The following is a 13091-nucleotide window of genomic DNA, read 5'->3' as shown; positions in this document are numbered from 1 at the left end:
CCCGCTACTCCTCGACCAGCAGTCGTTCGCGCAGCTGTGCCAGCGTGCGGGCCAGCAGGCGCGAGACATGCATCTGGGAGATGCCGACCTCCTGTGCGATCTGCGACTGCGTCATGTTGCCGAAGAACCGGAGCAGCAGGATGCGCTTCTCCCGGGGCGGCAGGTCCTCCAGCAGGGGCTTCAGCGACTCCCGGTACTCGACGCCCTCCAGCGCCTCGTCCTCGGAGCCCAGAGTGTCCGCGACCGCCGGGGACTCGTCGTCCGTGTCCGGGACGTCCAGTGAGAGCGTGCTGTAGGCATTGGCCGATTCCAGGCCCTCCAGGACCTCTTCCTCGGAGATGCCCAGCCGCTCCGCCAGCTCGTGGACCGTGGGCGACCGGCCGTGCTGCTGGGAGAGCTCCGCGGTGGCCGTGGTGAGCGAGAGCCGCAGCTCCTGCAGCCGGCGCGGCACCCGGACCGCCCAGCCCTTGTCGCGGAAGTGGCGCTTGATCTCACCCACGACGGTCGGTGTCGCGTACGTGGAGAACTCCACGCCGCGGTCCGGGTCGAACCGGTCCACCGACTTGATCAGGCCGATCGTGGCGACCTGCGTCAGGTCGTCCAGCGGCTCGCCGCGGTTGCGGAACCGGCGGGCCAGGTGCTCCACGAGCGGCAGATGCATCCGCACCAGCCGGTTGCGCAGTTCGGCCTTCTCCCGCGAGCCGTCGGGGAGTTCCCGGAGCTCGATGAAGAGTGCCCGCGCCCCACTGCGGTCATGTGGATCGTGGTGTCCGTGCTCGCTCATCTGGCCTGCCCGCTCCGCCTGCTCCACCGCGACCGTACGGACCGCCGGCCCGTCCGCCCCGTCCTCCGGATGGGGCAGGGCCGCCTGCTGCTCCGGGATGCCTGCTGGTCGCACCACCCCTGGTCGGATCGTCTCGTCCCGCACAGGACCGTCCCCGTTCCCGTTGCTCACGCCGGCCCGGGTCCCGCGCCGCGCTGTTTGTACAGGCTGATACTGACCGTACGGTCGTCGGCGACCGTGGAGTCGACCTTGCCGGCCAGTGCGGAGAGCACCGTCCAGGCGAATGTGTCGCGCTCGGGGGCCCGGCCGTCCGTCGTCGGGGCCGCTACCGTCACCTCGAGAGAATCGTCGACGAGTCGGAAGACGCAGCTGAGGACGGAGCCGGGCACGGCCTGCTGGAGCAGGATCGCGCAGGCCTCGTCGACCGCGATGCGAAGATCCTCGATCTCGTCGAGTGTGAAGTCCAAGCGCGCTGCGAGACCGGCCGTGGCCGTACGCAGCACCGACAGGTAGGCACCCGCAGCGGGCAGCCGGACTTCCACGAAGTCCTGATTCCCGGGCTCGCCTGCGATCTGGGACACCCTCACCTCCAAGGTGGCACAAACTCTTTCGAGGTTCCGGGAAGGGTGCCCCGGAGCCATGCGGTACGTCTTCGGTTCTTGGTCCGGCGACGCTATCGCGATCCATGATGCCGTGTCGCCGGGACCCCATCCCATGACTGTCACTCATGGTAAACCCATGAGCACACACAGTGGCTAGAGGTCTGCGTCGGTCAATTACGAACAACAGGCGCCGGTTTGACGTACCCAGACGTCAGACGATCGAACCGTCCTCGAAGCACCAACGCCAGCTCTCGCCCGCCTCGTAGCTCCGCATGACCGGATGACCGGTCTTCTTGAAGTGATCCGTGGCGTGCTGCAGGGGCGACGAGTCGCAGCAGCCGATATGGCCGCAGACCAGGCAGAGCCGCAGTTGCACGGGGTGGGTGCCCGCGGCAAGACATTCGGGACATGTGGCGCTGAGCGGGGCGGGCTCGGGGCGCGGCAGTTCGAGAACGTGCAGGCACTCACTCATGATTGTCAGGTTACGACGGATGCGAGGACGGTGAGATGGACGCATTGCCGCTGGTGGCACTCGTCGCGGCCAGTGCGGCCATCGCGGGGGCCGCCCGCCGCACCCCGGTGCCGGCCCCGTTGCTGCTGGTCGCCGGGGGGCTGCTCGCCTCCTATCTGCCGGGCGTGCCGTCGTACACCCTGGACGTCCACATCGTGCTGCCGCTGCTGCTGCCGCCGTTGCTCTACACGGCCGCGGTCGACAGCTCGTACCTCGATCTGCGCGCCAACGTCCGGCCGATCGCCCTGCTGTCCGTCGGCTACGTCCTCTTCGCCACCTTCGCCGTCGGCTGGCTGGCCTATTGGCTGGTGCCCGACCTGCCGCTGACGGCCGCACTGGTGCTGGGCGCCGTGGTCGCGCCGCCGGACGCGGTCACGGCGGCCGCCATCGCCCGCCGGGTCGGGCTGCCGAGCCGGGTCACGACGATCCTGCAGGGCGAGTCCCTGGTGAACGACGCGACGGCGATCACCGCCTACAAGGTGGTGCTGGCCGCCGCCGTCGGCGAAGGCGTCAGCTGGGGCGCCGGGATCGGCGAGTTCCTCCTTGCCGCGGGCGGCGGTGTCGGGGTCGGTCTGGTGCTGATGGTGCCGCTGCACTGGCTCCGCACGCACCTCAAGGAAGCCCTGCTGCAGAACATCCTGTCGCTGCTGATCCCCTTCGTGGCGTACGCGGCGGCGGAACGCGTGCACGCCTCCGGAGTGCTTGCCGTGGTCGTCGTGGCGCTGTATCTGGGGCACCGCTCCTGGCAGGTCGACTTCGCGACCCGGCTCCAGGAGGCGGCCGTGTGGAAGATGGTCGCGTTCATCCTGGAGTCGGCGGTCTTCGCACTGATCGGACTGCAGCTGCCCTTCGTGCTGAAAGGGCTCGGTACCTATGCCGTCACGCAGTCCCTCCGGTACGCGGTGGTCGTGTTCCTCGCCGTCGTCGTGGTCCGCTTCATCTGGGTCTACCCGGCCACATATCTGCCGCGGTGGCTGTCCAGGCGGATCAGGGAGCGCGAGACGGAGACCAACTGGACCTCGCCCCTGATCGTCGGCTGGGCCGGGATGCGCGGCGTGGTCTCGCTCGCCATCGCTTTCTCCATCCCGGTGGCGATGACCGACGGCGAGGACTTCCCGGCCCGCAACCTGGTGCTCTTCCTGACCTTCACGACCGTCATCGGCACCCTGGTCGTCCAAGGGCTCACCCTGCCGCTCCTGGTGCGGGTCCTGAAGCTCCCGGGGCGTGACGTGCAGGCGGAGACCCTCGCCGAGGCGCAGGCCCAGAGCGAGGCGTCCGCGGCTGCCGATGCGCGTCTGGAGGAGTTGCTCACCGATCCGCGCAACTGTCTGCCCGGACCGCTCACCGACCGGCTGCGGACGGTCCTGGAGCGCCGCCGCAATGCCGTGTGGGAGCGGCTCGGCGCGGCCAACCCGGTGACCGGGGAGTCGGCCGACGACACCTACCGGCGGCTGGCCGGGGAAATGATCGACGCCGAGCGGACGGTCTTCGTACGGCTGCGGGACGAGCGGCGGATCGACGACGAGATGATGCGGACCCTGCTGCGACGGCTGGACCTGGAGGAGGCGGCGGCCTACCGCGAGGAGTCCGACGCGCCCCAGGGCTGACCGGTGACGACCGCCACGAGCCTCGTCCCCGGGGCCAACGCGCCCTCCCGGGCGAGCACGGTCAGCCCGTACAGCAGTTTGGCGACATAGAGCCGCTCGACGGGCAGCCCGTGCCGGTCCTCGAAGTCGTCGGCGAAGGTGTGCAGCTCCGGAGTCGTGCGGGCGTAGCCGCCGAAGGCGAAACGTCCGTCCAGGGACCACGCCCCGGCGGGCCCGCCGAACGCCTCCCGCTGCAGCTGCCGTACCGCGTCCCCCAGAAAGCCGCCGCACAGCACCGGGATGCCGAGTGCCCGCTGCTCCGGTGCGAGGCCGGCGGCGAGGCCGGCGAGGGTGCCGCCCGTGCCGCAGGCCACCGCGACCACATCGGCCAGGCCGTGCAGCTCCCGCCCGAGCGCTGTGCAGCCCTGTGCGGCCAGCGCGTTGCTGCCGCCCTCGGGGACGACGCTGCACGCCCCGTAGGCACTCAGCAGCCCCTCCAGGACCGCCGGATCGGTCTTCGCGCGGTACGTCGCGCGGTCCACGAAGTGCAGACGCATGCCGTCCTTCGCGCACTGCGCCAGCGACGGGTTGAGCGGCCGGCCGGCCAGTTCGTCGCCGCGTACGACGCCGACGGTGGGGAAGCCGAGCAGCCGGCCGGCTGCGGCGGTGGCGCGCAGATGATTGGAGTAGGCGCCGCCGAAGGTCAGCACGGTGCGCCCGGCGGCGGCCGCCAGGTTGGGGGCGAGTTTGCGCCATTTGTTGCCCGGCAGATCCGGATGGATCAGGTCGTCGCGCTTGAGTAGCAGCCGTATGCCGTGCCGGTCGAAGCGCTCGTCCTCGACCGGGTGCAGGGGTGACGGGAGCACCGGCTGCAGCCGGGAGAGGTCGAGCGGATCGCAGGGCATGCGCCCATTGTCGCCCGGTCTGCCGGCCGGCCCCCGTCGCCCCGGTGATGTGGGGGCGGGCGGTGAGTCCGTACACCGCTTGTATCGGAACGCCGTGCTCCGGGCCATGCCACGGTGCGTTGTTCGTGCGGTGTGCGAGCAGATCCGGTCAATTCCGCGAGAATCCGGTGAGGTTCGGTCCTGGGTGCGCCACAGATCGGGGCCGAGCACCTCGGCGACGGCGGCGAAGAGATGGGTGTGCACGATGTCGTACTGCCGGCGGTCACGCCGAGCGAGGTGTGCTTGTGGGCTACCCGGCCGAGCACCACGTCGGGGCGGGGGTCCGGGGGGCAAACCAATAGGGCCTATGGACAGCGCTCGCGTCGTGCCCAGCCCAAAGACCGATTAGTCACACTCTTTTGTGTAATAGCGTGCTGCGTCCCCACGCTGAAAGGCTCCTTCTCGCAGGTCAGCCGATGATCGAGAGGACGTCAGATGTCCGTTGGTGAAGAGGTTCAGAACACGCAGGCACCGCCGCAGCAGAGTCTGGGCACGGCGGCTGCGCGGAACCTCGCGACGACCACCAAGTCCGCTCCACAGATGCAGGAGATCACCTCGCGGTGGCTGCTGCGCATGCTTCCGTGGGTGCAGGTGCAGGGCGGCACATACCGCGTGAACCGCCGGCTGAGCTACTCGGTCGGAGACGGCCGGGTGACGTTCGTGCAGACCGGTGACCGGGTCACGGTGATCCCCGCGGAGCTCGGTGAACTGCCGGCCCTGCGGGACTTCGGCGACGAGGAGGTGCTCGCCGAGCTGGCCCGGCGGTGCGAGCAGCGCGAGATCGCCGCGGGGCAGGTGATCGCCGCCTCCGGGGAGTCCGCGGACCGGGTCTTCCTGCTGGCGCACGGCAAGGTCGAGAAGGTCGGCAGCGGCCCCTACGGCGACGAGGCGGTGCTCGGGGTGCACGCCGACGGGGCGTACTTCGGCGACCATTCCTTGATCGAGGGCGACGCGGTCTGGGAGTACACGGCCCGCGCCGTCACCGCGTGCACGGTGCTCACGCTGAGGCGGGCGGATGTGCTCAACCTCGCCGAGCGGGCGGACTCGCTCCGCGCGCATCTCGCCGGGCTGCTCAACATCCCGCACCAGCGCACCAACAAGTACGGCGAGGCGGAGATCGACCTCTCCGCCGGTCATGTGGGCGAGGCCGTCGTCCCGCACACGTTCGTCGACTACGAATCGGCACCGCGCGAGTACGAGTTGAGCGTCGCCCAGACCGTGCTGAAGGTCCACAGCAGGGTCGCCGACCTCTACAACCAACCGATGAACCAGACCGAGCAGCAGTTGCGGCTGACGGTCGAGGCGCTCCGCGAGCGCCAGGAGCACGAGCTCATCAACAACCGGGAGTTCGGGCTGCTCAACAACTGCGACTACGACCAGCGCCTCCAGCCGCACGACGGGGTGCCCAGCCCCGACGACATGGACGAACTGCTGTCGCGCCGCCGCGGATCGAAGCTGTTCCTCGCCCACCCGCGCGCCATCGCCGCGTTCGGCCGCGAGTGCAGCAGGCGCGGGCTGGTGCCGGAGAGCGTGGACATCGGCGGCCACCATGTGCCCGCCTGGCGCGGTGTGCCGATCTTCCCGTCCAACAAGATCCCGGTCACCGACGCCCGCACCACCTCGATCATCTGCATGCGGACCGGTGAGGCCGAGCAGGGGGTCATCGGGCTCCAGCAGACCGGCATCCCCGACGAGATCGAGCCGAGCCTCTCGGTCCGTTTCATGGGCATCGACGAGCAGGCGATCATCTCCTACCTGGTGACGGCCTACTACTCGGCGGCCGTGCTGGTACCGGACGCCCTCGGGGTCCTGGAGAACGTCGAGGTCAGCCGCTGGCGCTGAGGTACGTGGGACCCGGACCGCCCCGTCCGGGTCCCACCCGCCACGCCCGGCCCGGAGGCCGTCGATCCGGGGTGTCCTGGGCCGGTTCGCCCCGGCCCGGGACCGGCGGCCCGGCCTCGTTCGCCGGGCGGACTCGTCGTACTCGCGACGAGCGTGATCGTCCATGGCCCTGCCGCCGCGTATGGGTGCCTGCTACAGGCGGCGGTCGCAAGCCGCAGAGTGTTGAGGCGACAGGACGCGGAACCGGGATCCTCACAGCGGACGGGCCTGGTTCGCGCCGACGGGGGTGACCTCTGGGCCGAGCGACCTGTGGCGCCGACCCGGTGGAAACCACCCACTCACCGCACCACCCACGCCCCGGCCGGGTTGCTCCGGACCCGGGTGACCTGAGGGAGCCACTGTGACCATGATCAGTACGGACACCGCCACCACCGAGGGCCATGAGGCGCTGGCGCTCCTGGAGCGCACCCGGAGTCTCGTCGATCCGCAACTTCGGGCCGCGGTCGAGTCGCTGCCCGGATCCATCCGGCGCGTCGCGATGTACCACTTCGGCTGGGAGGACGCCGACGGCACTCCGGCCGCCGGGCAGGCCGGCAAGGCGATCAGGCCCGCGCTCGTCCTCGCCGCGGCCCGGGCGGTGGGCGGCGACGCGCAGCAGGCGGTGCGGGCAGCCGTGGCCGTGGAGCTGGTCCACAACTTCAGCCTCCTGCACGACGACGTCATCGACGAGGACCGGACCCGAAGGCACCGGCCCACGGCCTGGACGGTGTTCGGCGTCCCGGCCGCCGTCATCGCGGGCGACGCCATGCTCGCCCTGGCCCATCGGCTGCTCGCCGAGGACACCCGCCCGGCGTCGGCCCGCGCCTCGGCCCGGCTCGCGAACTGCGTCATCGAGCTGTGCGCGGGACAGCAGGCCGACTGCTCCTTCGAGGAGCGCGGCCCCGACGAGGTCTCGCTCGACGAGTGTCTCGCCATGGCCACCGCCAAGACCGGCGCCCTTCTCGGCTGCGCCTGCGCACTCGGTGCGCTGTACGCCGGCGTGGCGGAGCGAGAGGTCGGCGCGATGGACGGCTTCGGCCGGGAGGCGGGCCTCGCCTTCCAGCTCATCGACGATCTGATCGGCATCTGGGGGGACCCGGTGCAGACCGGGAAGCCGGTCGGGGCGGACCTGGCCGCCCACAAGAAGTCCCTGCCGGTGGTCGCCGCGCTGACCTCCCACACCCCGGCCGCGGCTGAACTCTCCGCGCTCTACCGGGGTTCCATGCGCACACCCGGCGAGGTGAACCGAGCCGCCGACGCGGTCGACCGGGCCGGCGGCCGGGACTGGGCGCAGGTCAGCGCGGCGGACCGGATGGCCCGCGCGGTCCACCATCTGTCCAGGGCGGTGCCCGACCTGGCGGCGGCGGGCGACTTGCTCGCCCTGGCGGAGTTCGTCACCCGCCGGACCCATTGAGGGAGGAAAAGGGAAGGAGGAAGCGGCCGTCACCCGCCAGTCGCGCCGGGACAGGAGAGGAGGGCAGGGGAGCTGCCGGCTCCCGCCGGACCCGCACGGCATCAACTCTAAGATCCTGTGCGTCGGTTGAGGTGGTACGAGCGAGAGCGGGAGCCGGACATGGGTGTACGGATACGGCAGGCGGAAGTGGAAGACCGCGAACAGGTGGTGCGGCTCCTGGACGAGGCGTTCCACCACGACCCGGTCAGCGGCTGGGTCTTCCCGGACGAGGCGCACCGCCGTGCCGTGCACGGAAAGTTCCTCGGCGTCTTCGTCGACGTCACGCTCGCCGAAGGCCGTATCGACCTGCTGGAGGACGGCACGGCCGTGGCCCTGTGGCTGCCCGTGCCCGCGGGCGCACCCACGGAGGAGGACACCACCCCCGCCCTGATGCGGGCGACCGCGGACCCCGACAACGAGCGGGCCGAGCTGGTGGGGAGGCTCACGGGCGCGATCCACCCGCACGACCGGGCCCATGAGTATCTGCTCATGATCGGGGTGTCCCCGGACCGTCAAGGAGAGGGGATCGGTGCGGCCCTGATCGCCGATGTCCTGGAGGGCTGCGACCGCGACGGCGTCCCCGCCTACCTGGAGGCGAGCAGTGCGCGCAGCCGCCGGCTCTACGAACGGCTGGGCTTCACCTTCATGGGCACGACCGTCGAACTCCCGGACGGTCCGTCGATGTGGCCCATGTGGCGGGAGCCGCAGGCCGGCTGAGGTCACGGCCCGCGGCGCCCGCGACGGCAAAGTGGAGGGCGGCGGGGCGACGGCGATGGGCACGGGCTACAGTCCGTGCCCATGACAGATGAGTCATGGGCAGGGTGGTACCGGGACCGGCAAGGTTCCGAGGCCGTCATCCTCACCACCGATGGACAGCAACTCCGCATCCGGGTCAGGGGCGTCGACTTCGAGGGCGAAAGCTTCGACGACCTCGCTCCGGTGTCCGGCATGCCGCCGGAGAGCGGAATGTTCGCCCTGGCGGACGGCGCGCTCACCGATTGCGTGCTGGAGTGGGACCTGCCGCTTCCGGTCGTCGCGGACGGCACGGTTCACCAGGCGACGCTCGGCTGCCTGTTGTCGCTGCGCCGCCCGGACGTCGATCTCCATCTGGAGCTGCACTTCGGCGGCGCGGTCTACGGGTCGCGCCGGGCCGAGTGCGACTTCGCCACCGCACTCGCCATGATCCAGCGCTCCCTCCCGCCCGGAGTCCGTCTGCAGTCGTGCATCGCCTGCGCGTTCTCGGACTACTTCCCGGCGACGACCGACCGTGGACTCTCCGGCGGCCTCGCCTGTTTCCGGGGTGCGAAGGACGCGTACCGCGGGGCGGCGGGCGAGGACGATGTGCTCGATCTGTGGGACCGGCGGACCGGGTTCGTCCAGGAGATCTGGAACTGCAGCGAGTTCGAGGCGCGCCCGGCGGAGGGTGCGGGCACCGGTCACCGGGGCGCGTTCCCGCTCGAACTCGCCTGAGAGCCCCGAAGACACCCAGGACGAGTTGCTGTACCTGGTCCGTACCCAACCCGGCCACGCGTAGCGGTCATGCCGCCGGGCGTCGGCGCTCACCGGTCATGTGCGCGCCGGCCGTCAGCGCAGGCCCTCCCAGCCCCAGCGTGGCGTCGGCCCCGGATCGCCGAGGTCAGCGCCGGCCGGGGACGCCGAGACGTCGCGCGCGATCCTGGTGCCCCAGTCGAAGTACTCCAGCACACGGCGGCGCAGCAGCTCGTCGTCCGGAAGCTCCTTGTCGACCGCGGCTGTCATCAGCTCCATCCAGCGCAGCCGCTGCGGCTCGGTGATCGACAGCCCGAGATGGGAGCGCAACAGGGACTGATGACCCCCGAGCTTCCCGGTGAAGTCGGCGGGCCCGTCGAAGATCTCGGCCAGCCACACGGCGACATGTTCGACATGGGTCGGAGTGAAGTCAGCGAAAACGGGGGCGAGCAACGGATCCGCCAGCGTCTTGTCGTAGAAGGTGTTGCTCAGCCGGCGCAGTACTTCGATACCGCCGATGGCCTTGTACAGCGTTCCCGGACGCTCGCTCACGCGCCTACCTCCATGGCTGGACCCGGTCCGCCCCGGGCGGCTGGGCCCAGCATCCGTCAAGCGGGCGGCCTCGCCGGGACCGTTTCGCTGCCGGCGGATCAAGCGGGGGCAGGGGTTCAGCCGTCCCGCCGCGGCAACGCGCCGCAAGGGACCACCCCGAGGGTGCGGAGTGGCCCCTTGCGGCACGGGGGAGGGGCGGCGCCGATCAGTGCAGGGCGGCTGCGAAGCCGGACTGCCACAGGTAGTTCACCTGGCTGCGCTCGTTCGCGTCCGGATACGGGTTGGTGCAGGACGGGCCGGGGCCGCCGCCCGACATGAGCTCGCTGCACGGCCCCGAGTAGTCGTCCGGGAGCCCGAGCACATGCCCGGTCTCGTGCGCGGTGACGCGGGTGGAGTCGTACTGCTGGTTCTGCGCGTAGTCGAGGAAGATGTAGCCGTTGCCGTGCCCGTCGGTGCTCGCGTACGAGCCGCTGGGGTCATTGCCCTCGTAGTAGGCGAAGTCGGGGTTGGAGCCCTCCTGCAGCCGGACGTTGGAGACCGAGCTGTTCCATATCTGCGTGCTGTTGGCTATCTGCGTACGGAAGCTCGGCGCGTCGGCGGTGCTGTAGACGACGGTGACCGCCTTGAGACCGGGGTGTGCGGCCCGCTTCGAGGCGACCGACTTCACGACCGCCTCGAAGAACGCCTTGTTCGCCGCGGCGCTCTCGTGCGACCGCGATCCGGAGTGTGCGGTGTAGCCCGCGTTCGGGGCCGATGCGGAGGTGGGGGGTGCGGCAGGGGCCGGAGCGGCCGAGACGGTGGCGGGTGCGGTGCCCAGCGCGGCGGCGAGGCCCAAACCGAGGCCGACCACGGCCGACATGACGGTCCTGGGGTGTTTCATGGGGGGTTCTCCTACCGGGTTCCGATCCGATGAACCCGTCCGACGATCGGACTCGGGCGGGTGCGGTACGCAGAGAGTGTCGGGGAACCTGAGCCGCGGCGGGATGATGTCAACCGGCGATAGCACGGCCCTATCGTCCGGCCCCGGAAGACTGATCGGAATCTTGCCCAACACCCGATGAATTACCGGGCTTTGGTGTGGTTGGGGCCTCTGGTGCGGCAGCTGCGACCGCCCTACTCTCGGCAGCATGGAGCTCGAGGTGAGGCACCTCAGGGTGCTGTGCGCCATCGCCGACACCGGCAGCCTGCACCGAGCGGCCCGCAGGCTGGGCGTGAGCCAGCCCTCCCTGACCAACCAGTTGCGTCGGATCGAGAACTCCCTCGGAGCCGAACTGTTCCGCCGCGATCGGACCGGCTGCCGCCCGACCCTCCTCGGTCGTTCCGTCCTCAGCCGGGCCCGCCCCCTGGTCGACGGCATGACCGCTCTGGTCACCGACTTCACGGCGGAGGCCGAAGCCGTCCGCGCCGGTGGTCCGCTGCTGCGGATCGGCTGCACCGCCAGCCGGGTGATCGGCGGCTGGCTGCGCAGGCTGCGGCTCCGGCTGCCCGACACGGAGATCTCGCTGCGGGTCGACGTATCGGCGCACGCCCTGTTGCGTACGGTCGAGGCGGGCCGGCTCGATGTCGCGTTCGTGCACGAGGTGGAGGGCTGTCCGCTGTCCATCCCGGACGGCCTGGAGCAGCGCGTACTCATCGACCGTGAACCGCAGTTCATCTCCATGGCCAGGGACCATCCGGCCGCCGCCCGGCCGGTGGTGGACCTCGGCGATCTGGCCGCCGACCGGTGGATGGTCGACCCCACGGTGGACGGCGAATGGGACGGGCTGCGCCGGGTGTTCGGCGCGGCCGGTCTCGCCCCGACCGTTCTGCACGGTGACTACCTCACCGCTGCCTCCCTGGTCGTCCTCGGCGAGGCGGTCGCGCCGTGCCAGCCCACCTCGGGGCCGCGCGACGACATGGCGATCCGTCCCCTGCGCGACGACCCGCTCGCCGTACGGCTGTTGCTGGTGTCCCGGCCGGGCGCCGATACGGGCACGGTGTACGGCGAGCTGGAGGCGGCGTACCGGGAGGCGGCGCAGCGGGTGGCCGGGTACCACCAGTGGCTGCTGCGTCACCGGAGCCCGCTCGCGCGCACGCCATGAGTCCGCCGCGCACCCCCGGAGGTCTCCGAGGCATGCTGCGGCCACCGGCGTGTCCGATTGCGCCCAGAGCGAGGAAATGTTCCCGACCTCCCTGCCGGCGGGCAGAGTCGGCCCATGAGGCTCTTGATCCTGGGCGGTACGGAATTCGTCGGACGTGCCGTCACCGAGGCGGCGCTCGCGCGGGACTGGCAGGTCACGGTGTTCCACCGCGGCCACCACTCACCCCCGCCGGACACCACCGAGCTGTTCGGTGACCGCACCAACGCCGACGGCCTCGCGGCGCTCGCCGCCTCGGGGGAGGACGGCTGGGACCTGGTCGTCGACACCTGGAGCGGCGCGCCGTCGGCTGTGCGGGACGCGGCCCGGCTGCTCGCGGACCGGGCCGGGCGTTACGTGTACGTCTCCAGCCGTTCGGTGTACGCGTACCCGGCTCCGGCCGGACTGCCCGAGGACGGACCGTTGGTGACCGGCGCTTCGCCGGACGCCGGGGCGGAGGTCTCGTACCCGTTGGCCAAACGCGGTGGCGAACTGGCCGCCCTCGACGCCTTCGGCGACCGCGCCCTGCTGGCCCGCGCCGGACTGATCCTCGGCCCGTGGGAGAACATCGGCAGGCTGCCGTGGTGGCTGCGGCGGATCGCCCGCGGTGGACCCGTGATGGCCCCGGGCACCCCGGACACCCCGCTCCAGTACATCGACGCCCGTGACCTCGCGAACTGGCTGCTGGACGCGGCGGAGCGCGGCCTGCACGGACCGTACAACCTGGTCAGCCAGCCGGGGCACGCCACCATGGGCGAGCTGCTGGACGCCTGTACCCGCGCCACCGGTTCCGACGCCGTGCTGCGTTGGACGGCCGCCGAGAAGATCCTCGCGGCGGGCGTGGAGCCATGGACCGACCTGCCGGTCTGGCTGCCGCCGGGCGAGCTGCACGACACCTTGCACCGCGGCGATGTCAGCAAGGCGTACGCGGCCGGGCTGCACTGCCGGCCGGTGGGGGAGACGGTCACCGACACCTGGCACTGGCTGTGCGAGCTGGGCGGCGCGGCACCGCAGCGGCCGGACCGCCCCGAGGTGGGGCTGGACCCCGGGACCGAGGCGAAACTGCTGATGCAATAGGGGCAGGGGACGCGGCTGTCGGGCAGGCGGCACGCGCCGGGCCCGGCGGGCCCAGCCGGTGCGACACCTCGTCGGCGGGCCCCGGCGCTGCCGACA

The 13091-nt window shown here is 71.1% G+C and carries 13 protein-coding genes and 1 pseudogene; 7 read left to right on the top strand and 7 right to left on the bottom strand.

Annotated features, from left to right (window positions below):
• Nucleotides 1-4 precede the first annotated feature (4 nt).
• The 3 genes from ACIA8E_RS02115 to ACIA8E_RS02105 form a co-directional block, all read right to left on the bottom strand.
• Nucleotides 5-955: an RNA polymerase sigma factor SigF gene (locus ACIA8E_RS02115; RefSeq protein ID WP_399293231.1), complete on the bottom strand. Its 951-nt coding sequence runs from the start codon at nucleotides 953-955 to the stop codon at nucleotides 5-7.
• Nucleotides 952-1365, bottom strand: coding sequence for an anti-sigma regulatory factor (locus tag ACIA8E_RS02110; protein ID WP_030915678.1), 414 nt, complete (start codon nucleotides 1363-1365; stop codon nucleotides 952-954). The genes ACIA8E_RS02115 and ACIA8E_RS02110 overlap by 4 nt, the downstream gene beginning before the upstream one ends.
• 232 nt (nucleotides 1366-1597) lie before the next feature.
• The gene (locus ACIA8E_RS02105) at nucleotides 1598-1858 is read right to left on the bottom strand and encodes a UBP-type zinc finger domain-containing protein (RefSeq protein WP_399293229.1); all 261 of its coding nucleotides are present in this window, start codon (nucleotides 1856-1858) and stop codon (nucleotides 1598-1600) included.
• A 35-nt stretch (nucleotides 1859-1893) separates the two neighbouring features.
• Here ACIA8E_RS02105 and ACIA8E_RS02100 point away from each other — a divergent pair, with 35 nt between their 5' ends.
• Nucleotides 1894-3504 (top strand): Na+/H+ antiporter, encoded by a 1611-nt coding sequence (locus ACIA8E_RS02100; protein ID WP_399293227.1) that lies wholly within the window; start codon nucleotides 1894-1896, stop codon nucleotides 3502-3504.
• Here the strand turns inward: ACIA8E_RS02100 and ACIA8E_RS02095 are convergent.
• Nucleotides 3471-4388, bottom strand: coding sequence for a 1-aminocyclopropane-1-carboxylate deaminase/D-cysteine desulfhydrase (locus tag ACIA8E_RS02095; protein ID WP_399293797.1), 918 nt, complete (start codon nucleotides 4386-4388; stop codon nucleotides 3471-3473). The two genes, ACIA8E_RS02100 and ACIA8E_RS02095, sit on opposite strands and share 34 nt — an antisense overlap.
• A 201-nt stretch (nucleotides 4389-4589) precedes the next feature.
• A pseudogene (locus tag ACIA8E_RS02090) lies at nucleotides 4590-4726 on the bottom strand (hemin transporter); the annotation flags it as partial.
• 136 nt (nucleotides 4727-4862) lie between these two features.
• Between ACIA8E_RS02090 and ACIA8E_RS02085 the strand changes: the two are divergent.
• From ACIA8E_RS02085 to ACIA8E_RS02070, 4 genes are all read left to right on the top strand, one after another.
• The gene (locus ACIA8E_RS02085; protein ID WP_399293225.1) at nucleotides 4863-6269 is read left to right on the top strand and encodes a family 2B encapsulin nanocompartment shell protein; all 1407 of its coding nucleotides are present in this window, start codon (nucleotides 4863-4865) and stop codon (nucleotides 6267-6269) included.
• A gap of 406 nt (nucleotides 6270-6675) precedes the next feature.
• On the top strand, nucleotides 6676-7722 hold the full coding sequence (locus tag ACIA8E_RS02080; protein ID WP_399293794.1) for a family 2 encapsulin nanocompartment cargo protein polyprenyl transferase: 1047 nt from the start codon (nucleotides 6676-6678) through the stop codon (nucleotides 7720-7722).
• A gap of 159 nt (nucleotides 7723-7881) precedes the next feature.
• The gene (locus ACIA8E_RS02075; protein WP_399293223.1) at nucleotides 7882-8478 is read left to right on the top strand and encodes a GNAT family N-acetyltransferase; all 597 of its coding nucleotides are present in this window, start codon (nucleotides 7882-7884) and stop codon (nucleotides 8476-8478) included.
• Nucleotides 8479-8559: 81 nt separating this feature from the next.
• A complete protein-coding gene (locus ACIA8E_RS02070; RefSeq protein WP_399293221.1) occupies nucleotides 8560-9231 on the top strand; it encodes a DUF6304 family protein in 672 nt (223 codons plus the stop codon).
• A 114-nt stretch (nucleotides 9232-9345) separates the two neighbouring features.
• On the opposite strand, the gene ACIA8E_RS02065 is transcribed toward ACIA8E_RS02070, so the two are convergent.
• Together ACIA8E_RS02065 and snpA are read right to left on the bottom strand one after the other, a co-directional pair.
• Nucleotides 9346-9801, bottom strand: a complete 456-nt coding sequence (locus ACIA8E_RS02065) for a group II truncated hemoglobin (RefSeq protein ID WP_399293219.1) — start codon at nucleotides 9799-9801, stop codon at nucleotides 9346-9348.
• Nucleotides 9802-10006: 205 nt separating this feature from the next.
• Entirely contained in the window at nucleotides 10007-10660 is a 654-nt protein-coding gene (gene snpA, locus ACIA8E_RS02060; RefSeq protein ID WP_399293791.1) for a snapalysin, read from the bottom strand.
• Nucleotides 10661-10928: 268 nt separating this feature from the next.
• Between snpA and ACIA8E_RS02055 the strand changes: the two genes are divergently transcribed.
• Nucleotides 10929-11882 carry a LysR family transcriptional regulator gene (locus tag ACIA8E_RS02055; protein WP_399293217.1) on the top strand — a complete coding sequence of 318 codons (954 nt, stop codon included), beginning with the start codon at nucleotides 10929-10931 and terminating at the stop codon, nucleotides 11880-11882.
• Between the two features lie 114 nt (nucleotides 11883-11996).
• Nucleotides 11997-12995 carry an NAD-dependent epimerase/dehydratase family protein gene (locus ACIA8E_RS02050; RefSeq protein WP_399293215.1) on the top strand — a complete coding sequence of 333 codons (999 nt, stop codon included), beginning with the start codon at nucleotides 11997-11999 and terminating at the stop codon, nucleotides 12993-12995.
• The last annotated feature ends 96 nt before the right edge of the window (nucleotides 12996-13091 follow it).

This window comes from Streptomyces sp. NPDC051664, assembly GCF_044453545.1.
Taxonomy (GTDB): domain Bacteria; phylum Actinomycetota; class Actinomycetes; order Streptomycetales; family Streptomycetaceae; genus Streptomyces.
The sequence above is the reverse complement of the archived record's forward strand: the minus strand, read 5'-3'. Positions and strand labels throughout refer to the sequence as shown.